Source organism: Bacillus sp. z26, from assembly GCF_058313635.1.
The window spans coordinates 626025-649344 of sequence record NZ_JBZFQM010000002.1 but is presented as its reverse complement, the minus strand read 5'-3'; the positions used below and the strand labels follow the sequence as shown (position 1 = coordinate 649344).

18 protein-coding genes are annotated in these 23320 nt (G+C 37.1%); 14 read left to right on the top strand and 4 right to left on the bottom strand.

Features of this window, described 5'->3' with window-relative positions; genetic code table 11:
* Nucleotides 1-523: 523 nt before the first annotated feature.
* From AC4G3K_RS08300 to AC4G3K_RS08290, 3 genes are all read left to right on the top strand, one after another.
* A complete protein-coding gene (locus AC4G3K_RS08300; RefSeq protein WP_491076648.1) occupies nt 524-1042 on the top strand; it encodes a sigma-70 family RNA polymerase sigma factor in 519 nt (172 codons plus the stop codon).
* Complete coding sequence (locus AC4G3K_RS08295; RefSeq protein WP_491133004.1) at nt 1035-2312, top strand: DUF4179 domain-containing protein; 1278 nt, start codon at nt 1035-1037, stop codon at nt 2310-2312. Before AC4G3K_RS08300 ends, AC4G3K_RS08295 begins: the two co-directional genes overlap by 8 nt.
* A gap of 98 nt (nt 2313-2410) precedes the next feature.
* Nucleotides 2411-2920 (top strand): DUF1643 domain-containing protein, encoded by a 510-nt coding sequence (locus AC4G3K_RS08290; RefSeq protein ID WP_491133003.1) that lies wholly within the window; start codon nt 2411-2413, stop codon nt 2918-2920.
* A gap of 365 nt (nt 2921-3285) precedes the next feature.
* On the opposite strand, the gene AC4G3K_RS08285 is transcribed toward AC4G3K_RS08290, so the two are convergent.
* Complete coding sequence (locus AC4G3K_RS08285; RefSeq protein ID WP_491076651.1) at nt 3286-3438, bottom strand: hypothetical protein; 153 nt, start codon at nt 3436-3438, stop codon at nt 3286-3288.
* 543 nt (nt 3439-3981) lie between these two features.
* Here AC4G3K_RS08285 and AC4G3K_RS08280 point away from each other — a divergent pair.
* On the top strand, nt 3982-5271 hold the full coding sequence (locus AC4G3K_RS08280; protein ID WP_491076652.1) for a C40 family peptidase: 1290 nt from the start codon (nt 3982-3984) through the stop codon (nt 5269-5271).
* A 308-nt stretch (nt 5272-5579) separates the two neighbouring features.
* On the opposite strand, the gene AC4G3K_RS08275 is transcribed toward AC4G3K_RS08280, so the two are convergent.
* Entirely contained in the window at nt 5580-6803 is a 1224-nt protein-coding gene (locus AC4G3K_RS08275) for a NupC/NupG family nucleoside CNT transporter (RefSeq protein ID WP_491076653.1), read from the bottom strand.
* 224 nt (nt 6804-7027) lie between these two features.
* On the opposite strand from AC4G3K_RS08275, the gene AC4G3K_RS08270 reads away from it, so the two are divergent.
* Nucleotides 7028-8095 carry a DUF3626 domain-containing protein gene (locus tag AC4G3K_RS08270; protein WP_491133002.1) on the top strand — a complete coding sequence of 356 codons (1068 nt, stop codon included), beginning with the start codon at nt 7028-7030 and terminating at the stop codon, nt 8093-8095.
* A 147-nt stretch (nt 8096-8242) separates the two neighbouring features.
* On the opposite strand, the gene AC4G3K_RS08265 is transcribed toward AC4G3K_RS08270, so the two are convergent.
* Nucleotides 8243-12958 (bottom strand): Ig-like domain-containing protein, encoded by a 4716-nt coding sequence (locus AC4G3K_RS08265; protein WP_491133001.1) that lies wholly within the window; start codon nt 12956-12958, stop codon nt 8243-8245.
* A gap of 1003 nt (nt 12959-13961) precedes the next feature.
* Between AC4G3K_RS08265 and AC4G3K_RS08260 the strand changes: the two genes are divergently transcribed.
* The 4 genes from AC4G3K_RS08260 to AC4G3K_RS08245 all read left to right on the top strand — a co-directional run bounded on the left by AC4G3K_RS08260 (nt 13962) and on the right by AC4G3K_RS08245 (nt 17775).
* On the top strand, nt 13962-15155 hold the full coding sequence (locus tag AC4G3K_RS08260; protein WP_491076656.1) for an MFS transporter: 1194 nt from the start codon (nt 13962-13964) through the stop codon (nt 15153-15155).
* A gap of 234 nt (nt 15156-15389) precedes the next feature.
* Nucleotides 15390-16232 (top strand): sialate O-acetylesterase, encoded by an 843-nt coding sequence (locus tag AC4G3K_RS08255; RefSeq protein ID WP_491076657.1) that lies wholly within the window; start codon nt 15390-15392, stop codon nt 16230-16232.
* A complete protein-coding gene (locus AC4G3K_RS08250; protein ID WP_491076658.1) occupies nt 16229-16768 on the top strand; it encodes a helix-turn-helix transcriptional regulator in 540 nt (179 codons plus the stop codon). The genes AC4G3K_RS08255 and AC4G3K_RS08250 overlap by 4 nt, the downstream gene beginning before the upstream one ends.
* A gap of 443 nt (nt 16769-17211) precedes the next feature.
* Nucleotides 17212-17775 carry an NAD(P)/FAD-dependent oxidoreductase gene (locus AC4G3K_RS08245; RefSeq protein ID WP_491077179.1) on the top strand — a complete coding sequence of 188 codons (564 nt, stop codon included), beginning with the start codon at nt 17212-17214 and terminating at the stop codon, nt 17773-17775.
* Nucleotides 17776-17924: 149 nt separating this feature from the next.
* On the opposite strand, the gene AC4G3K_RS08240 is transcribed toward AC4G3K_RS08245, so the two are convergent.
* Entirely contained in the window at nt 17925-18656 is a 732-nt protein-coding gene (locus tag AC4G3K_RS08240; RefSeq protein ID WP_491133000.1) for an NAD-dependent protein deacylase, read from the bottom strand.
* A 482-nt stretch (nt 18657-19138) separates the two neighbouring features.
* Here AC4G3K_RS08240 and AC4G3K_RS08235 point away from each other — a divergent pair, with 482 nt between their 5' ends.
* From AC4G3K_RS08235 to AC4G3K_RS08215, 5 genes are all read left to right on the top strand, one after another.
* Nucleotides 19139-19318 (top strand): hypothetical protein, encoded by a 180-nt coding sequence (locus AC4G3K_RS08235; protein ID WP_491132999.1) that lies wholly within the window; start codon nt 19139-19141, stop codon nt 19316-19318.
* A 55-nt stretch (nt 19319-19373) separates the two neighbouring features.
* The gene (locus AC4G3K_RS08230; protein ID WP_491132998.1) at nt 19374-19661 is read left to right on the top strand and encodes a hypothetical protein; all 288 of its coding nucleotides are present in this window, start codon (nt 19374-19376) and stop codon (nt 19659-19661) included.
* A 417-nt stretch (nt 19662-20078) separates the two neighbouring features.
* Nucleotides 20079-20612 (top strand): RNA 2'-phosphotransferase, encoded by a 534-nt coding sequence (locus tag AC4G3K_RS08225; RefSeq protein WP_491132997.1) that lies wholly within the window; start codon nt 20079-20081, stop codon nt 20610-20612.
* Between the two features lie 321 nt (nt 20613-20933).
* A complete protein-coding gene (locus AC4G3K_RS08220) occupies nt 20934-21464 on the top strand; it encodes a tetratricopeptide repeat protein (RefSeq protein WP_491132996.1) in 531 nt (176 codons plus the stop codon).
* Between the two features lie 490 nt (nt 21465-21954).
* Nucleotides 21955-23316 (top strand): aspartate kinase, encoded by a 1362-nt coding sequence (locus AC4G3K_RS08215; RefSeq protein WP_491076662.1) that lies wholly within the window; start codon nt 21955-21957, stop codon nt 23314-23316.
* The last annotated feature ends 4 nt before the right edge of the window (nt 23317-23320 follow it).

Sequence of the window (23320 nt, the reverse complement as noted above, 5' to 3'; positions counted from 1 at the left end):
GGATAGAGTAAATGCATAAAAGTAAAATATGGTTCCCCATTCTATTGATGGGAATAAGTCTGGTGTTAGGTGTAATGGCTATTATGCAGTCAGCCAACTCTGATCCTCAAAGATATCCTTTATTCGGTTTAATCCCTTGTCTTATCGGTATTCTTTCCTTTTTATATGTTAATAAAAATGCAGAACAAAAGACTGTATTCCTCGGGTTTATTCAAATAATGAACGTAGCATTTATGATTTTTCCATTGTTTACCCTTCTGTATTTTATACTCTCGTTATAGATATGTTTTGCTACAAGGACCTCCATCTAAGAGGTCTTTTATTTTGCCTGTAAAGGAAGTTTCCCTGGTACTTAACCGAATTTTCTTGTAAACATCCTTACAAAACAATTTTATGAACAAGATCCTTCTAACAAAATAGGTGTACTGTTTTTTTGTCTATTTATGTAAAAAATATAAAATAATTGAAACTTTTTACTTATGTTTATAGTCTAATAGATAGAGAGAAAACAGGGGGGAGCCGGATGGAAGAAGAGACTTCTTTGGTTCTAAAGGCTATAAAAGGCGATGATGATGCCTTTTTAACCTTATTGGAACAACATAAGGAGCAATTGTATCGTATGGCTATTGTCTATTTGAAAAATGAAGGGGAAGCCCTGGAGGCTATCCAGGAAACGACTTATCGAGCTTACCGTTCAATTAGAAAGCTAAAGAAACCTTCCTATTTTTCAACATGGCTTGTAAGAATTTTATTAAATGTTTGTTCAAATGAATTAAGAACAAAGAAAAAGTACCATCAATTTATTGGACAAGAAATTGCCTATACGGATAATTATAGGCAATTAGAAATAGAAGAGGCCCTTATGCATCTGGATGAGCCATCGCGTGAAATCGTCATATTAAAGTTTTTACGGGACTTGCCTATAACGGAAATTGCGACCATTTGTGAATGCCCACAAAGTACAGTAAAAACAAGGCTTTACAGAGGTCTTCAGAAACTAAAGGAACTAATGAAAGAGACTGGGGGTACCAGCCATGTATGAAAAAGAGAGGCAGGATTTGTTAGAGCTAAAAAAGCAAATGGAATACATACCTACACCAGATGAAAAATTAGCCGCAGTCATTCAAAGGGGGTTTCGAAAAGCCAAGCACAAGCGAAGAAATAGACGGATGAGATATTGGGGACTCGCAGCCGCTGCACTTATACTTTTGTCTTGCATTAGTCTGGTTCGTGTATCGCCAGCTTTTGCAAATGCTCTCTCTGCTATACCCGGTGCAGAAAAAATTATTAATCTAATCAGAGACGATAAAGGATATATGTCTGCAGTAGAAAATGATTTTTTACAACCTATTGGTGAGACGCAAGAGAAGGGTGGATATAAGGTTACGATTGAATCCTTAATAGTTGATAGACACAGGTTGGTGATTTTTTATCATATCGTTGGAGCTGCAGAAGACTTACAAATCGAATCCCCAAAATTATTGATTGATGGAAAAGATGATGATCAACAATCGATATCGTATTCCGCCCATGATGATGGGGATGGATCTTTGGATATTGATTTACATCAACAGTTAACAAAGGGAGAAAAAGTCGAACTTTTATTCCATCTTCAAAATAGCTCGAGCTTAATAGGTCCATTTAAGTTTCCTCTCAAAATAGATCATTCCTTGTATAAGGATCAACATAAACAGATAGATATTAATGAAACCGTAACGATTGATCAACAAAATATTACGTTTGGAAAAGTTGAGATAGATCCATTGAGCATTAGAATTGAGGTAGACTATGACCCTGCTAACACAAAGAAAATTTTCGATTTGAGCCATGTTAGGATAATGGATGAGCGTGGTGAAATATGGGGAGCTACCGGTAGTTACACGAGTGAAGAAGGAAGCCATCTTTATATTGAAAGTAATTATTTTCGGCAGCCAAAGAAACTGTATCTGCTATTTGATGGGATCCATGCTCTTAATAAGGATGAGTTGATCATTGAAGTGGATGAAAAAACTGGCAGGCTCTTAAAATATCCGACAGACGGGATTGTGCAATCTTCTGAAATAATAGAGGATATGGTGAATATTTTTATAAGAATCCCTAAGGATACGGAAATTGCTATGGCAGGGGGGACGATCACTGACGGAACTGGTAAAGATATTTCAACAGGGGAAATCCATTACCGTGAGATAGAGGGGGGTGAAATCATAAGCTTCAATTATAAACCAGATGAGGTGATTAAAGGTCCTCTTAAGCTTCAATATGATACGTACCCGCTCACCCACAAACAACAAGTCAAACTACGGATCAAATAAATGAATAAACTCTGCCAGCATGATTGTTGGCAGAGTTTATCATAAATGTCATCTGATGAGCTTATACATAATAATAGGAATGGAAAGGGGGAAATCGGTTGAAAAAGAGTGCAATCATTAAAGGGAATTATCGATACTCCCTAAAGAGGGAATGGGATGATTACAATCTTAGGAAAGCTGTCTTTGTTCTTTTAAATCCAAGCACAGCTGATGACAGGGTGGATGACCGTACAACAATGCGCTGTATTTCGTTTGCTAAGAAAATAGATTGCGGCTCTTTGGAATTGGTAAATGTATTTGCTTATCGGAGCAGGGACTGGAGAGAGCTCAGCAATTTGTCTTTAGAGGAGGCGACAGGTCCAGAGAACCGGTTCTATTTAGAAAATGCCCTGCACAGCGGTTCTGAAATCATAGTTGGCTGGGGAGAAAACTGTACCATTCATCACCATGATTATCAGGAACTATCCGAATGGTTTAAAGGGTATGTTCCAAACTGCCTTGGTACAACAAGAGACGGCCATCCCAGGCATCCACTTTTTGTAAGAAGCGATACCACAATTCAACCTTATCTCTTTCCAAATGTAAGTTCATTTAAGACACCGTCATAAAACCAGTTAAGAGCTGCCCTATGGTTTCGGCAGCTCTTGTTTGATATTTCATGTATGTGATTGTTTGTTTCTCTAGGAGGCAGGAGGCGTCGTTAAAGGATCAGGTTCAGTCTCATCCGAGTCATCTTCTACAGGAAAAGCTTTTTCTCCCTGCTCACCAGCTGGATTGCCCTCATCTTCTTTCTTGTCTTCTTCTATTTTATCCTCTGTCTCATTTATATTTTCATCATCTTCATTCTTAATCGTTTTTTGTAAATCCTTTCATCCTTCTACCTTCTTATATTCATTTTGCTGCCTGTACTGGAAACAAAGGCTTATACGTTTTATATCATCACCTTTCCTTCTTAGGAGTTTCCTCTTTATTTTTATTCTTCTTCTTTTGCACTTTCGGATACGGCTTCCAACTGATGCAGAGGAATCCCCCATAATTCGATGATAATACCACCCATGATTGGTAAAATGAAAACATAATCATACCCCCGAGCAGTGTCGATAAATGAGGCATGAGAATTTGTCATAATCTAGTATTATTTATGATTTATGATTTCCATTCCCATATTTGGTATGGATAGATTCTTTCACATTTTTTCAAATGCACTTTCATAACTGGAAGATTAAGAGATTTTTGGTAATGATAAAGGGTTTTTAATACGGTATCTATCAAAATGATCTTAGGGGCTTTTAGGGTAATTTCTTCAGCAATTATTTCTCCTGAATCCTTTATATTCTACACGTTATTTAAGTTATATTATAGGCGGATAGTTAGACTGGACCGATAATATTTAAAAATGTATACGTTTTCTTTTTATTGGTAGGACTTTTATACTAAATCATCTGATTATATTACTATATGTGATTTATTATGTGGATTATAGATATCGAGAGTGTTGTATTTTAACGATATGTAATAATAAAAATGTGTTTGAAACACAATTGTAATATTAATATAACTTAATTGTTAAATTAGAATGATATACTAATCCATATTAGTTAATAGATAAATAGAAATGGTAGGAAAGACCTGATAGATTAAACAAACAAGGAAGCAGGGGAAACACTAAATGATAAAGAAACGAATTATAGCGTTTAATACAGCTCTATTAATTGGATTCAGCAGCTACATAGGAATTCCATCAGCCAGTGCCGCAAAAGATCCAGTCAAACAAGCAGAGGTAGACAAAGCGCAGGCTGCTCTAAATGAGGTACAAGCTGAAATTTCTACACTTAATAATCGTATTGCTCAGATCGACAAGGCTGTTAAAGATAATCAAAACATAATTAATAATACAGAAGAAGAAATTGTCAAAACGGGAAAACAAGTAAAGGCTCTGGATAGAGAAATTAAAGAGCTGGAAGAAAAGAACGAAAAACGCCAGGAAATTTTAAAGCAACGTGCGGTTGCGTACCAACAAACAAGTGGTACTGCTAGTTATCTTGAGGTCTTATTTGGATCTACTGGTTTTGGAGATTTTATTGAACGTATGGGAGCTGTTTCCACAATTGTTCAAGCGGATCGTGAATTAATTGATGGATTTGAAGAAGATCAGAAAAACCTTGAGGAAAAGCAAACAACTGTGGAAGAAAAGCTTGCTAGTTTAAAGGATATGAAGACAGAACTTGTTGGAATGCAGCAGGATATCATGCAACAACAGAATCAAACAAATTCCTTAAAGGAAGAGCTTAAGGCTAAGGAAGAAGATAGTCAACGAAAATTGGCAGAGGCTAAAGCGAACAACATCGATATTGTAATTGAGCCGGTTGTTGCTACACAAACTTCCAATGTAAAAGAAAAGGTAGAAAAAATTGCTGATTCTAAAACAAGCAACTCTAGTAAAGAAACTGTAAGCACTACTAAGAAAGAAGAAACAAGCTCTAAGCCAGCTAATTCTTCCAATAAGAAACCAAGCTCAAACAATAGTTCTTCTACAAATAAGCCAATCTATACTACTGGTAATACCCAAAATAAAAATATTCAAACCGTTATCACTGCAGGAAATAAATATATCGGTAACTCTGTATATGTATTCGGCGGCGGAAGAACTCAAGCTGATATTGCAGCAGGCCGTTTCGATTGCTCCGGTTTCGTTAGCTGGGCATTTAAACAAGGCGGATACTCTGTTCCGGCAAGCACAGATGCTTTGAAAAATGCTGGGAGACAGATTCCTAGAAGCCAAATGCAACCAGGAGATATGGTTTTCTTCGATACGTATAAGAAAGACGGCCATGTCGGCATTTATGTTGGCGGTGGAAAATTCATCGGTTCTCAAAGCTCAACTGGTGTAGCAAAAGCAAGTCTTACAAGCGGATACTGGAAAACAGTATTCAATGGACGTGTAGTGCGCGTTCATTAATAGATAAAAAGATTAAGAAAGAGACGTCACATTTTATGATGTCTCTTTTTTTTTGATTAATTTTTATCGGTTTAACCGTAATTTCGAGTGAAAGAGTGCTATCTTATTATGCTTAATCTCTTAGATAATTCGCCAGCCTTATCGACTATCAGTTGAAGTCTATTTAAACGTTTAAATTCTCCTTTCATATGGCTACAACCACTCTTTTGGATGGATGTTACCTAAAAAAATGAGGCCGTCCGATTAGTCAATAAATGACTTAAAGGCGGCCTCATTTTTTTTTAATCGTTATTGATGGTCCATTATTATTATCCAATAATCATTCCGGCAATAGCAGCACTTAGACAAGATGCCAAAGCGCCTGCCATAATTGCTTTTAAACCTAAACGAGCAATATCCGGTCTGCGACTTGGTGCAAGCTTTCCTAGTCCTCCGAGCAATATGCCGAGAGATGAAAGATTGGCAAACCCGCAGAGTGCAAAGCTGATAATGACAACTGTTTTATCAGATAATGTATCAATCATTGGGGCAAAGTTGCTGTAAGCAACAAATTCATTTATAACGAGTTTTTGACCAATGAAGTTCCCGGCTTGCAGGGCTTCATTCCAGGGAACACCAATAACGAAAGCCAGTGGAGCAAATATGTAGCTTAAGATTAATTCAATCGATAATTGATCATAGCCAAACCAACCGCCAATAGCACCTAAGATTCCGTTCAATAAAGCGATTAAGGCGATAAAAGCAAGCAGCATAGCTCCAACGTTGAGAGCTAATTGAAGTCCTGTTGAGGCACCGTTAGCAGCTGCGTCAATTACGTTTGCAGATTCTTCATCTTTAGTCATCTTAAAGCCTTCCGCATCTTCCTGACTTTCTTCCATTTCCGGAATCATAATCTTAGAAAGCAATAGTCCGGCAGGTGCCGACATAACACTTGCAGCAAGTAAATAATCCAAGGGTACCCCCATTAGAGCATATCCTACTAATACACTCCCGGATACAGAAGCTAACCCACAGACCATAACAGAAAATAATTCCGATTTCGTCAATTTTTCAATGAATGGTTTTATAACCAGAGGAGCTTCAGTGCAACCGACGAAAATATTGGCAGTAGCATTAAATGTCTCTGCATTTTTAGTACCTAATAGTTTTGATAGGGCGCCGCCAACATATTTGATGACAAATTGCATAATCCCCAGATAATATAAAACAGAGATCAAGGCTGAGAAGAAAATGATGATTCCTAACACATTAAATAAGAAAACCGTTGTAATGCCGGATTCTGGTGTATAAAGACCGCCTACCAGGAACTGGATTCCTTCATTGGCATACCCAATCGTATGGTTTACAACATCGGTTATTTTTTGAAAAGCAGCTCGTCCAAGTGGCCATTTTAAAACAATAAAAGCAAAAGAAATTTGGATCATTAGTGCCACGATCACAGTACGAATATTAATATTACGTTTGTTAGTGGAGAAGAGAAAGGCAATGCCTAAAATACAGATAATCCCTAACAAACCCCATAGGTAATTCATTATGTCACCTCATGATTGTATTTTTACATAAAAAAAGAAAATTGTTACTTTTATACAAGTTGTTAATATAACAATCATATGCTCATTATGCAAGCAGAGTGTATTCAAAGGAATTTCATTCTGAAATCGTAGTGTTAGCAGAGTATATGGCATGAATATAGGAAAATTTGTATAGTAATAATAAAGTCATTTAATAGACTTTTTTGAAGGAGGACTGGATTAATATGCAATTATCGAAGCCCCAGCGCCTGGCAATTGAACATGTTAATAACTATGCGAGAAGCCTTCAAAAGGAAGCACAACTTACCATTAATCATGTGCTGGAGATGTCAAACATATCACCGGGAACTTATGGAAATAGCATGAAGGCTATGAAAGCCAATGCTAGGATCAGCTTGCATTTTCATCCGGACCGACTTGATTATCAGATGGTAAGTGTAGCCGAGTCTTTGATGAAAGATGGTGTATATAAGAGTCAATTTGAGACTGGGATCTCGAATGGAAGTGTAACTGCTCACCAGGGGGGAGAACGTGACCTTTGGGAAGAAAGAATGTTTGGAGGTGCCTTTCAATTTAATGGCACATTAAATAGAGAACGACCTAAATACGGTGCATTAAATTTGATGTTACATTCAGATGGACCGGCACCCCGCTTTGGATCCTGCTATTTTCTGCTTTCCCCTAACGTTTCATACCGTTCTACCTATACATACATGGACTCTCACCTTAATTTAAAGCAAAAAGGAACGTATCAAGAGTTTGATTTACTGATAGCAGCGCTTTTAGATGAGTCATTTTCAAGAGAATTTGTACTTGGTGAAAGAGAGATGCGGCCGCCTCAGTTAATCCATCACTTTTTAACTAATCTTTCCAAAATACCGATAAATCCTTTACTGCAACCTACTCGAAATCTTGATTCCTATATTGAAGCGCAGGTTCATGGGGATATTTCGCTTGAAAATGATGTGGTAGCGCTTGTGGCTGATTGTTCTTACCAAGGTACTGATATAGGAGAAATGCTAGAGCAAATATGCAGCAAGTATTCAATAAGTATGTATTGGAGAATGGGGTATAAGCTTAGTGTGGAAGATGTGCCTGCCGATTTTAGAGGGCCCAAAATGCCTTATTTGGCAGAAAGGATTGCACAAAGCGATTATATTGATGCAAGGACAATTGGCCTTGCGGTAAAGGACTTATATCAGCATCCTGAAAAGTGGAAGGATTATGGGTCTATCAAAAATATGCTTCAGGAATTAAAGCTACTTTGGCATGTGCTGGTGAGGTATGGGTGAATTAAAGTGGATGACAAGTGTCCTAAATAAAGAAAAGGAACGAAATCCCAAGTACCTTTCTTTCCTATTATGAGAGCAGGGTATTCGAGCTTTTAATCTCTAAGAAGAAGGTGCTCTGTATTCCTGCCAGAGCACCTTTTCGTATACTTATTTTTTTACCGTAACCGTTTTTGCTTTGCTTGTATTTCCAGCTTTATCTTTCGCAATTACAGAGAGGGAAGTGCCGGCTTTTTGTTTTTTGATTTTGACCGTATAGTTCCCTTTACTGTTAGCCGTAGCAGTACCAAGTGTCTTGGATCCCGCTTTTACCGTCACTTTAGCACCTGCTTCGGTTTTCCCTGTGACTTTTGTAGAACTTGCTTTTACCGTATTAACAGAAGGTGCGGATGGGGCTGTTTTATCCGTGACTTTAACGCTTCTGGCTTTGCTTGTATTGCCAGCCTTATCTTTCGCAGTTACGGAAAGGGAAGTGGCGGCTTTTTGTTTGCTGATTTTAACGGTATAGTTTCCTTTGCTATTGGCGGTAGCCGTACCAAGAGTTTTGGACCCGGCTTTCACCGTCACTTTAGCACCTGCTTCTGTCTTACCTGCTACGGTTATTGACTTGTCAGATACCGTATTGACAGAAGGTGCAGAAGGTGCTGTTTTATCGGCCACTTTAACCGTTTTCGCCTTGCTTGTATTGCCAGCCTTATCTTTCGCAGTTACGGAAAGGGAAGTGCCGGCTTTTTGTTTGCTGATTTTAACGGTATAGTTTCCTTTGCTGTTGGCAGTAGTGGTACCAAGAGTTTTAGACCCGGCTTTCACCGTCACTTCAGCACCTGCTTCGGTTTTCCCTGTGACAGCTATTGAATTGTCTGAAACGGCATTGACAGAAGGTGCAGAAGGAGCAGTTTTGTCTGTAACTGTGATCGTTGTTTCTTGGCTCAATAATCCAGTTTTTGGATCTGTAACAGTAGCGTATAATTTAGTACCCGCTTTTAGTTTGGTTTTTAAATCTATTGAGAATTTACCGCTTTTCGCAGTTGTAGATAATGTTAAGTTCTTTTTGTCTGTAATAGTTATTTTTGAATCTGGTGCTGTACCTGTGATTTTTGTGCTTGCATCCGATACTGCATTAACGGATGGCTGAACAGGTACAGGAACTTTATTAATTTCAATTCTCTTCTTAACCTGATAGCCTGCTAAATCTTCAAGGACGAATTCATATTCATTTATGCCATCTTCTAATTGTAGCTCTATATCCTCGGTCACTGAATAATGTGCATGTACAGGTAAGTCTCCCAACTCATTAAAAGTATTTATTTCTTCATTTCCATTTACAAGTAATCGAAGCGCATTATAATTATCTCCAACTTTGACGGTAACCTTTTGGTTTTCGCCTGCTGAATAAGCTTTATAATCAATATCGATTGTAGGTTCCTTTGTATCTATGAATATTTCTCTGTTGAAATCAATTTTGTTGCCGGCTACATCAGATCCATAGAAACGAATGTCATGTTTTCCTTCTTTTGAGAATTCGAGTATATCCGAGAAATAATACTGTTTTGTTTCTTTATCCCATTTAAGAACTTGATTTTGGCGTTTTCCTTCATATTCAACCCAAACATAATCCATCTCAGAATCGTCCGTTACATAACCTTCGACCAATACTTCAAGATCTCTATAAACTCCAAGTGGTGCAGGTTCTTCAGAAATGATGTAAGGGATTGTCTTATCCAATAATGATATAGCGTCGCGGTTTCCGGCATAGTCATGTGCTATAACATTGATATTATCTCCGTTCTTCACTTCCACAGGAGCATCATCTGAATACTTTTGGTCTGTTAATATAACACTATAGGTATTCGTGGTATTAGGTGCTACATAATTCTTTAGTGTTTTACCATTGATGGAAAGCTCAATGTACTTAAGTCCTGCACCGGTTTTTGTATCCTCTGCCTTAAATGTGACTGTTTTAGTTGAGTCATCATATTTAAGATCAGATACAGTTGGCTCTGTGTTATCAACCAGGATAGGCATCTTAAATACTTGAGGGTCTTTATTTTCATAATCAATTGTTGCTTTAATTTCGTAATAGTATAGTCCTTCTTGAACCTGTTTGTTATTTACTTTGCCATCCCATTCCGTAGTATATGGCTCAAATGTGACGACAGAGTCTGCTGCATAATTCTTTCTTTGGTATTTATCTGTAGTTATTTTACGCAGGGTTTTACCATCTGTATCGATAATACTATATTCCACCGTTTTGCTATTTCGTAAAAAGGATAAAGCGGGTGCTACTAAATCATTATGTCCATCGCCATTTGGTGAAAAGGCTATCTTACCTGGATCGACAATTTCATTTTTATCAAATGGACTGACTCCGTAAAATTCCCCAGTATCTGCATTGGCGAGACCAGTCATTCCGTAGAAAGAGTTCGCATCATTACTCATTGGATCAATTATGTTTGCTTTGTTCCAATCCCCTTTAAATCCGACAAATGGTACGGAAATAGTAGGAAGTGAATCTTCTTTGTTTTTAGCTTTTAAGAAAACAAAGCCTTCAACAAAGTATCCGTTTTTCATCGCTTTTTCTAAATCAGCTTTTGCATTTTTTAAATCAATCGTGATTGTGAAATCTTTAGACTTACCAGCTTCAACTGTTATTTCATTGTCCGATGAGACGACCGCTTTTTTAATTTCCTGAGGTGTTAGATCATTAAATGTATGTCCACCAGCTTCATAGAGAGCATCAGTAAGCACGCTTGTATCTACTGTATAGGTGGCATCTTTCTTGCTGAAATTAGTAGCTGTCAGTGTGAAGGAGAACTTATCGGTTGCAATTTCCTTCAAAGTTACTTTTCCTTCATCTGTTCCTTTATTGACAACATAAATCGGTGAAGTGACAGCAGAATTCAATTGCATCAAACCTGCACCCTGACGGCGTGGTGAATAGTAGGTTGTACCTGTAGAATCTTTAATGGTTTCAGACGTGTTTAGCAATATTGTTTTAGCACGTTGAACCTTATCTTTACCTGTAAGGTTCGGGAAGGTTTTTTTGACGTATTCCAACACAAGTGCTGATCCACCAGAAACATGAGGTGCAGCCATGGATGTACCACTCATGACACCATATTTATTATCATTTAAGGTGGAATAGATTTTTCCGCCAGGTGCTGTAATTTCCGGTTTAAAGTCTAGGTTAGGTGTCACTCCCCAAGATGTGAAGGTGGATAATTGACCTGCTGTACTATTTTCAAGTTGAATCATTTCTCCAGTGAATTTAACCTTGCCGACTTCACCGGCAGATTTAAATTTCTCTTCGAACATGGTACCGTCACTTACACGCAATGATACTAGAGGAATCGTAGGGTTATTCAAGGCCATGCTTACAAAGTCGCCATGTGCTGGAGTACCTCTGACAATAACACCAATAGCTCCGGCTGTTTCAGCTTGCTTTTGTATTTCCCCGTAGTTCGGAGTGGCGCCTGTTCTTACAGCAAAGACGATTTTTCCTTTTACATCCTTGTCCTTGTATCGATCAGGGTGTCCGTCTCCAACATAAACAACATCCTTCTCGCTAGTATTAAAAACATCCAATGGAAGGGGAGAGGATTGTGTTTTATACCCAGCTTGGTAAGTTGCCCCTCCTATTGTTAATTCAAACTTGTCTACAAATACATGTGTATTTTCAAGAGAGGCTACAGAAATCGAATCCCTGGAAACGCTTGGTGAACCGACAAGTCCAATATCAGGGTTGATTGCAAGGGGATCTGCATATCCATCAGAAAATTGAGCTGAATTACCTGCCGAAATCGACATTAACACACCATTATTGACTGCACGTTCAATGGATTTTTGTTCAGGATCTTCAGGATTTTGAAATGCTCCGGTTGATCCAAGGCTCATATTTAGCACATCTGCACCCAGCAAAATGGCATCATCAATGGCTTTAATATAGATATCGCCCCAAGTAGAAGGCATAGCTGCATCGTTACCAAACACTTTTAAAGCTAATAATTGCGTTTCGGGGGCAATCCCTTTTATACCGCCGTTATCTTTAGAACCATTAGAACCAACAGTTCCGCCCACGTGCATTCCGTGCATGGATGCATCTGGTCCCAAATCTAAAATTTCCTGGTTCTTATCATAATAGTTATATCCGTATGGGACCTTTGCAGTGTGATATTTTCCAGAGAGTTTGTTCTTAGTTAAAGCTGATTCTACATCTGATTTCTTCAATTTAGCCTTACTTTCATCGGTTAAAATCATATCTTTATGGCTTGGGTCGATTCCTGTATCAATAATACCGACAACTGTACCCGTACCATTGTATCCTCTGACCCATGTTTCTTCTGCTTTAACAATATCCCCGCTCGTTACCATTTGAGGTTTTACTTCTGGTCGCTTATATTCATTGGCAATATGCACAGACGAAACAGTAGAGATACTTTCAAGCTTTGAAATGTCTGAAGCCTTCACTTCACCGCTGATCCCATTTGCAACTACTGTGAAGGAGTTTTCAACATCGAATTTTACACGTTTCTTATTAACAGATGATAGGAAATCGGTTTGCTGATCTTTAACACTTGCTTGTAATTCCGATTGTTCTGTTTTGGAAAGTTCTTTAAACATAACCCCTTTTTTAGTAGCGTATTCAATCGCAGGGGTTCCTTCGAGTTCTACAATAACCCGTACCTTTTCATCTAGGTCATATTTACTTACATCCAGTTTCTTATTTACAGTGTTCCTGATGGGTTTAAGATTGGTGTTTTCATATGTATTAGCGCTGGCTGTTCCTATACCAATTAATAAGTTAGATAAAAGTAATAGCAGTGACAGTAAAGCAAAAACTACATTTTTAGTATTTTTGTAACGCAAAGCTCCAACCTCCTCTTCATTTGTCAAAACCTGAAACCTACAAAATCCCCCCTTTTTTTATTGAAAATAGAATTTTGGTAAATAACTTGGTATCTACCACACTTTAAATTTAACACCCCGGTTATAAATAGTCTTTTGAATATTTAGATTTTTCTAAAAATAGTTAAAAAGTATTGCCTAATTTTCGTATTTGCACATGAAAAAGGGTGGGAGTAGGTAGAAATACTTATGAGGATAATATATCAGTTTACATGTTCAGTTTAAGGTGATGGGAGGTCATATAAGATGAGCTATCGACACGTATAATCAAAATCTGAATGACAAAAAACTCAGAGTGAAATCATTAATAATTTACTAATTTGGATGATAGATATTTATTAAGAATAATGGATGATCAAATTTATTTATATTTTATCAAAGGGTACTGGCTGTTATTTTCAATGGATTAGTTATATTTTCCGGTACATCCCGACAGAATTGGGGAGCAGTATATTCAAACCCGAATTTTTGATAGAGCCGATTAGCGGGGATATTCGCAATTAAACTGACGTATGCTCCAGGTAGTAAATAATTATTTAAATATTGCGTAATTACTCCTAATCCTCTGGTTATCAGGCTTTTGGAATTATACTCATAGCTTACTATATTCTCTCCTCATTCCACCTAAAATATACCAGTTTAAGTGAGTATTATATTTGTTAAAAATAGACAAAATGTTCATAATTAAGAGTGACAGATTAATGATTAAAAAAGAGATGTCATATGACGAAACGCTCCAAAAGAGGCTCATAAGCTTTGTATACTCCAAGCTATAAATATGAATGTTGTATAACATTTTAGTATTAGTACGCTCTGTAAAACTATGTGGATTGGAATAACAATATATAACTCTCTTGCCAACAGAAAAGGGAGGATTTTTTGTTTATTAACAAAATTTCCATAGAAAGATAGTTTGGGATTCGATAAGATTAATGAATGTATAGGACAAGAAAGAAGGTATAAAATGATTGATCAAGTACAACAAGGTGTACAACAGAAAATAAAAAAGGAAAAAATATGGACAAGAGATTTTGTCTTCATCTGTATCACGAACTTCTTGATTTTTTTAAGTTTCCAAATGACATTGCCGACTATGTCGTTATATGTTAAACATCTCGGTGGAAGTGACCAGCTTATTGGAGCAGTAGTTGGTATTTTTACATTTTCAGCTTTACTGATCAGACCCTTTGCAGGAAAGGCATTGGAAACAAAGGGAAGACGAATTGTCTATTTTGGAGGTTTGATTGTTGTTATCCTGACAGTTGGATCATTTGGATTTATGGCAAGTATTGCTTTACTGTTTATGATGCGGATTATTCAAGGGTTGGGCTGGGGTGCCTTAACGACAGCTACAGGTACGGTGGCTTCTGACCTGGTTCCGGCATCAAGACGGGGTGAAGGGATGGGATACTTTGGGCTATCCGGAAATGTAGCAATGGCAATTGGGCCATCCCTTGGCCTGGCATTGGTTGTTCTGTTGCCGTTTAATCAATTTTTCTTGATTTGCTCTGTCCTTGGAATAATGGCTCTTTTAGTAGCAACGCAAATTAAATTCAAGAAGGCTGAGAAAGTGACTGTACAGCCAAGTGGCAAAAAAACGCTGGATCTGTATGAAAAAAGTTCGTTGAAACCATCTGTACTGGCATTTTTCATTACATTTACTTTTGGAGGAATAGCAACTTTTCTTCCTTTATATACGGCGCAAAAGGGAATTGAAGGGATTCAATGGTATTTTGTAATCTATGCCTTGTCTGTCATGTTAACGAGAACATTTGCAGGGCAATTATATGATCGAAAAGGGCATAAAGCTGTATTTATACCGGGAACCTTATTGATTTTTATTGCTATGATATTATTATCGTGGTTACCTAGTATGGGCGTTATGCTGTTTGCGGCTTTCCTTTATGGATTTGGCTTTGGAAGTGTTCAGCCAGCCTTGCAGGCATGGGCAATTGACCAGGCGCCTCAAAATCGAAAAGGAATGGCAAATGCTACATTCTATTCATTTTTCGACTTAGGTATAGGGGTGGGAGCCATGATTTTTGGACAAATTGGACATTCATTTGGCTATAACGGTATTTATATGACGGCTGCTGTGTCTGTTTTTATTTCAATGATTTTATATGTTCTCTTAACTCGGGAGAGGGCAGTTCGTTGATCATTTAATTACGCAATTCTTTTACCTAGGGTGAAATATTACTATGAAACTACTAAAAAGGTATTACATTTTAATGATGTAGTACCTTTTTTATTGTAGTTATATATAAACATCTATGGATGCATTCGTATATACGAGGTCCCGTCATGACTAATTATAGTGAGTTGATAATAGTCTAATTAGACTCTATAATTAGAAGTCTAATTAGACTATTATGTAAAGGATTGAATTTAAATGATAAAATCTTTTTTAATGTTAGGACAATCAAATATGGCAGGTCGTGGATTCTTGCATGAGGTAGAACCTATCTATAATGAAAAAATAAAAATGCTTCGCAATGGTCAGTGGCAAATGATGACAGAGCCGATTAATTATGACCGCCCTGTTGCTGGTGTAAGTCTAGCAGCATCTTTTGCAGAGGCATGGTCGAAAGCTAACCCGGATGAAGAAATTGGTTTGATTCCTTGTGCGGAAGGTGGCAGTTCCTTGAACGATTGGCATCCACAAGGTACACTTTTTCAACATGCTTTGTCTGAAGCTCGATTTGCACTTGAAACTAGTGAAATTTGTGGCATACTTTGGCATCAAGGTGAAAGTGATAGTAATAATTCTTTACATGAAACGTATTATGAAAAGTTATCTCTTATCATTGAAACTTTACGCAAAGAATTAAACCTTCAAAATGTCCCATTAATCATTGGTGAGCTTGGTGATTTTCTAGGAAAAACAGGTTTTGGAAAGTATTCAACAGAGTTTCAAGAGATCAACGAAGAATTACGTCGATTCGCTCATGAGCAGCAATATTGTTATTTTGTATCAGCCGAAGGTTTAACTGCCAATCCAGATGGTATTCATTTGAACGCCGTTTCCCAGAGGAAATTCGGTTATCGCTATTTCGAAGCATTTTCGAAAAAGTGTCATATCTTAGAGCCTCTTTCAGATGAAAATCAATCACTAAAAATAAACAATAACTATTCGAAAACTGAACAAATTTATATTCACAGTATGAATTTGGCTCTAGGGAAAATCACATACGCTGAATTTGAAGCACAAATGGCGAAGGTGATGCAACCTTGATTCCCTTGCTTATCCTTGGCTTACTTATTCAAAACCCTGGCGCTCATGGATACGAACTATTAAGTTTAATGGAAAAAAGACATTATAAATATATCGTTAACTTTACTAAAGGTTCATTTTATTACAATTTGCAACAACTTGAAGAAAAAGGATTGATTGAGCAAACACGTCAATTAAATCCAAATAATGGTCGTGAAATTCATACCTTTAAAATCACATCTTTAGGAAGAGAAGAATTCGATAAATTAATGACCAGATATGGGACTAAATCCGATTATGTAAACTTACAATTCTATGGGACATTGCTCTTTGCAGATGAATTCGATAAAAATAAATTATTAGAATTAATCCAATCACAAATTAATCAAACTGAAGCCAGAATTGCTCTTCTGAATGAATACCTAGCTACCACTAAAGAATTACCTGGTAAAATTGATTATTTTCGTCGCATGAACGAAAATTCTCGTTCCCACCATTTAGTGAACTTAAAATGGTTTAAAGAATTGAAGGCAGATATAGAAGAAGATACTGTATAAATAAAAACTAACCATACTAACATCAGAAAATAAAAATCAGGCACCAATAAGTACCATATACAGCTCCAATACAAATAAAGTTCCAAACAAAAGTTTAGAAATATTGAAAAAAGCTACAAACGCTGTACATCAGTGTTTGTAGCTTTTTTGGTGTAACATTGTTTATACAGGTTTTTATGCACTTTTGATAAATTCCAGTACCAGTAATGGTTTAGACGTTTGCAAAGGATGATTGCGGCGTCATAATTGTTACTGAATAAAATCCTGCATATCTTAACGTTGTAAATCCGCATAGGTTTATTTTATTATACTATTTACCCTATATTAATTCTTACTCACCTGGATTTTTTTATGTATTTTCGAAAAAGCACTTCAATAGAATTTGGTAATTATTACCGTTATAATAAGAGGTGAACGAAAATATGGCTGGGAGGTTCGAGGATATGTATGATGTTATCGTTATAGGAGCGGGTCCAAGCGGTGCAAGTGCTGCTTTATTCACTGCCAGAGCAGGCAAGAAGACATTGGTATTAGATAATGATAAAAGTGTCACTAAACGTGCCTGGATCGAAAACCATTACGGTGTAGAAGAAATAACCGGACCTGATCTTATTTCAATCGGTAAAAAACAGGCCGAGAAATTTGGAGCTGAATTCAAGAATGAAACCGCTGAGAACATTGAAGTGACAAATGATGGAGTTATCATTCAAACGAATGAATCCAGCTATCTAGCCAGTGAAGTTATTTTGGCTTCAGGTATGTTAGTGGATCTCGCTGAAGCTTCAGGTATTAAAACAAAACCCGGTACTGAACCACGTATCAAAAAAATAATTGATACTGACGATACCGGTAAAACCTATCTTGACCATGTCTGGGCAGCCGGCACAGTTGCAGGTGTGAGTATGCATACAATTATTACAGCAGGGGACGGAGCAAGAGTAGCCATTAATGTTATTAGTTCTTTGAATGGTGAGCGCTATGTAGATCATGATATTCTGAAGTCATAAATTAGATGAATAATAGACTGATATCTATACGGCTCATTAGTGGGTCGTTTTTTTGTTTAGGGCCAATCCGTACAGTTGATAGGTACTGAGAAGGATGGCAACTGCATACAAAAAAAGGTCAATCTTCGGGTAAGAAGATTGACCTGAATTTATTCAGTATATTTAACTAACTCAGCATCTATTTCTGCTAAAAGTTCCCCTGCTTTACGGTTTTGAATCACGAGATCTGCATAAAAGTCGAAAGCAGTAGGTTCCAAATTAATGATCACCAGCTTGGCACCATTTTGCTTAGCGATTAACGGGAACTGATTGGCGGGTGTAACGGATAAAGATGATCCAAGAACAATAAACAAATCTGCTTTTTCGCTTTCCTCTTCCGCCATCAGAAATGGTTTTTCAGGCAGCATTTCACCGAATAGAATGACGGATGGACGGAGTTTGCCCCCGCACTCGCATTGATAGGATTCATTTAAATACATTTCACTGCCATATTCCTTACCGCATGTTTGGCAGTGCACCTTTTGTAAGGTTCCGTGCAATTCTGCCACCTGGTTACTGCCGGCCTCCTGGTGGAATCCATCCACATTTTGCGTGATGATACTCTGGATCATACCTTCACGTTCCCATTTAGCAAGAATGGAATGCCCTTTATGTGGGCCGTGTTCCTTCACTCCTACCACACGATTGCGATAAAATTCAAAAAACTCTTTGACATTTTGATTAAGAGCATCTGTACTGGCAATAGTGCCTGGATCTTGTTTCTTCCATAATCCGTTATTAGTAGAGCGGAAATCAGGTAAGCCGCTTTCAGTCGACATGCCTGCACCTGTAAATACGACTGTATATTGGGAATCTTTTAACATGGTTAATAGTTTGGACAAAATATCTGCCTCCTATTTTATGTCCTGTGTACATGATTATTTCATCATTATATCATGAGCTAATTGGCTATTCTAAATCATTGATTTCGCGAAAATTACATATTCCTTTATGAGGAAACTTTTACAGAAAGGACAAACTTTATCTTAATTTTCGCGTCGTATTTGTCCGAAAATATTCTAGACATAACTTCTTCAATGCGAGACTTCATTACTTAGCCCTCTGTTTTCTCCTCTTCTTTATCCATGCTGTGAAACATCTCCTCTCTAGAAGTATATTTATCTCTACCCTACTAAAAGGGATTTATTGGTATATTGTTGAATATGGTACTTATGAAGGAGGTGAACAACGTGGATTTTTTATTCAATAGTAAGGCGTGCATATTGCTAATTTTGTAAATAACCAGCTTTATTCACCTGGTGGACAAAATATTGGTCATTATCTCGGACAGCAAAAAATATTTATAGATATGAGAGGAAATTATTTGGGCGAAATTATTCATGAAGATCGATTAGTCTATTATAATAATTCACCTTACAAATCTGTGAATTTCGGTATATCCGGCAACTATGGGAATATAGGAAACTATGGAAACCCGGGAAATTATGTTTCTATCGGGTTATATTCTGGTTATAAAGATATCATTTTTAATAGCCACTTTTAATTGTCTGTTGCTAACTTTGCCGTCGAATATAGGAGATAACGAGGAGATGATTGAAATGAGGACTAAAGTCAAGGAATTACAAATTTTAAAAGCATACTATGATAGGAAACATAAGAATATCGAAATCGATGCTACATTATTCGATCTGGAAAGCTCGAATGAAGGCGGGTTCTATTTAGCTAGTTTAGAACGTGATGGCTATCTTTCATTCGAAGGAACTGTACTTCATACAGGCGGAATGAGAGATGAAAAATATAATAACCATGTTGCTGCTATTTGGTGGAGTGATGCGCACATTACAAGAGATGGAGAACAGTATTTAAAAGATAATAATCAAATTTAATCATTGATATGAGAAAAGGAGCCATCGTCATAAGGACTCCTCTTTTTTATACTTATTTAAAGTATATATTTATATCATTAATGAATTATTTACAAATCGGGTGTAACTGGCCTATTTCAGTCGATATGCCTGCACCTGTAAATACGACTGTGTAATTCGATTCTTTTAATAAAGTAACTAGTTTGGACAAAATATTTGCCTCCTGTTTAGGTCCTCTGTACAAGATTATTTCATCATTATATCATGAGCCAATTGGCTATTCTAAATTATTGGTTTCGTGAAATTATCACTTATTATGAGAGAATAGAAGAAAACCACCTAAAAAAGTATAAGAGATCGAAAAATCGAGAGATGCAGCTTTGAATCCGGAGCTTCTATTCTCTTTTAATTTTTATTTTGTAAAGGAGGAACAAGCAAATGAGTTTGATTAAAGCGAGCAGGTTCATGAGTATGATTCTTCGTCACAAACCAGAATCAATCGGAATTACCCTGGACGAGCATGGATGGGCGGATGTTGAGGAATTAATTAAAGGTATTTCTAAAAAATATCCTTTTGATATGAATATCCTAGAGGAAATTGTACGAACCGATGATAAGCAGAGATACTCTTTTAATGAGGATAAGACTCTTATTCGAGCAAACCAAGGACATTCCATTTCAGTTGATGTAGAGCTGGAAATCGTGGAGCCCCCGGAGTTTTTATGGCATGGTACGGGAGAAAAGTATACAGAATCCATTGAACGTATTGGACTAATTCCAAAGAATCGTTTGTATGTTCATCTCTCACCTGATAAGGAAATAGCAATCAATGTAGGAAAACGACACGGGAGACCGGTTGTGTATCGTGTACGAAGTGGCGAAATGATGAAACAAGGATATGTGTTTTATCGTTCAAAAAATAATGTTTGGTTAACGAAAACAGTACCGGTTGAGTTTTTGGAGGTGCAATGAGGAAATAAAAAAGGGACTGCCACTAAGAACGACCTTGTTCTTTTTCCTCCTTACTTATTCTTCTTTTCATCTTTCAACTCGAATTTTATCATGATATTCGAATCATACTTGTTAGACAGAGTTCTTAATAAAATTCATTAATATGTTTATTGCCCCTTCGCCCTCTGCGTCACTGATAACATAAACAACTCCTTTAGAAATGTGCTTCTGATTGTACACTTCTAAAAAGGGGGTTTATTCCATATTGTCGAATGTAGGACATAAGGACTTTAAATAAAAATACGGTGGTAGTAAATTACAAGGTAAATGAGGTGGGTACAAATGAATAAAAATCCACGTGAACTTCTGGAACATGCTATCGCACTACGTGAAGAGGGTCGCGCGAAAGAGGATTCGGCTATTTTAAATCATGCACTTAATCTTCTTATAAATCTGTCAGAAAATGACCCGGAAAACGCAGAAATTAATTATCAAATAGGGATTGCCTATGATAATTCTGGATTATGCAACAAAGCAATTCCTTATTATGTTAAAGCAATTGAACAAGGTCTATCCGGTTCAGATCTACAAAGATGTTTCCTTGGTCTCGGAAGCAGTTACCGGATTTTGGGGCATTATAAAGAAGCAGTTAGCATCCTTCACCGTGGTGTGACCGAATTCCCTGAACATCGAGCCCTACAAGTCTTTTATTCTATGGCTTTATATAATACAGGGGAATATAAAAGGGCAATGGAAATCGTCTTAATGAATTTAATGGAAACTACAAATGATGAACCACTACAATTCTTTAAGCGTGGTATTACTTACTATGCCCAGCACCTTGATGAAATTGTAGATTTAGACAATCCTTAAATCGGAATTAACCCATCCTGTTCATTGAATAAGCTAACTTTATTTAATCTTTTTACTTTGAAGTCCACCAAAGAATCTATATGCAGCCGAGTTTTTTTGAATAATGATTCTAATTTCGCAAATCAAAGGAGTCTCCAAAGACGGAGGCTCCTTAATGTTTCAATAAGTGAAAGAAAAGCGTCGTTTAGAAATGCTCTCTATATACTCCAGCACTTCTGTGTACGATTGTGTAATTAGATTCTTTTAACAAAGTTACTAGATTGGATAAAATATCTGCCACCTGTATGAAATGGCCTGTCTTGGTTTTTCATTAAATGAGCCAACTGGCCTTCCTAAATGATTATGTGGATAGACTTGCTTTCTAAGAAGGAAAATTATGAAATCATAATGGATATTATTTGAAAATTTTCATATTTTCTCTTGAAACTTTAGTGCTGAGAAGTGATAATAGTTAATATTATCTGAAAATTAAACATAGGGGATATGCAGAATGAAAGTAGTTAAATTTGGGGGAACTTCTCTTGCATCTGGAGAACAACTGAATAAAGTATTTGAGATTGTAGTTTCAGACCCACAACGTAAAATCGTCGTAGTTTCTGCACCAGGTAAAAGATTTTCTTCTGATACAAAAGTGACAGATTTGCTCATTGCATGTGGAGAAAGCTGGTTAACGGGAAATTGTGATGAATATTTATTTGATATGGTTATTGAACGCTATCGACTTATAGCAGAAGATTTATCCATTATCGGTCCAATCGTGGATACAATCAAAGCTGATTTATTGGAAATCCTCAATGGAGATATGAGTGATAGGGATCAGTTTATGGATGCGGTTAAAGCCAGTGGAGAAGACAATAACGCCAAATTGGTGGCTGCTTTTTTCCAAGCCAGAGGTGTGGAAGCTGAATATATGAATCCCCGTGAGGCGGGGTTAATGGTCAGCGATGAGCCTGGAAACGCTCAAGTATTAGCAGAATCATACGAGAATCTGCTTCATTTAAGAAACAAACAAGGAATCGTCATTTTTCCGGGGTTCTTTGGTTATACAAAGGAAGGAAAAGTGATGACATTCCCGCGGAGCGGCTCGGATATCACCGGTGCTATTCTGGCTAACGCAGTTAAAGCTGATTTATACGAAAATTATACCGATGTCGATGCTGTATATTCAGTTAATCCAACGATTGTGAATAAGCCAAAGGAAATCAGTGTATTGACCTATCGGGAAATGCGTGAGCTTTCCTATGCCGGATTTAGTGTTTTGCATGACGAAGCATTGATTCCTGCCTTTAGAGCAGGTATTCCGGTAAATATTAAAAATACGAATAACCCTTCATCACCTGGAACCATGATTGTCAGTAAGAAAGAATTGGTAAATGGGCCAGTAGTCGGGATTGCAAATGATAATGATTTCTGCAGTATATATGTGAGTAAATATTTAATGAACAGAGAAATAGGCTTTGGACGTAAACTTCTTCTCATTCTTGAAGAGTTACAGTTATCTTATGAACATGTTCCCTCAGGAATTGATGATATAACTGTTATATTAAGACAGAACCAACTAGACATCAGGCTTGAAGAGATTATTGTCAGCCGGATTAAGGAAGAATTACAGGCAGACGAGGTGAAAATAGAACATAATTTATCCCTGATTATGATTGTGGGAGAGGGAATGCGCTCCCATGTTGGTACAGTGGCCAGGGCTTCAAAGGCTTTAGCCAATGCTGATATCAATATCGAAATGATTAATCAGGGATCTTCTGAAGTCAGTATGATGTTTGGTGTGAAAGAAATTCAGGAAAAACAGGCAGTAGCCGCTCTTTATAATGAATTTTTTACCAGTGTTATTGTATAAGGGA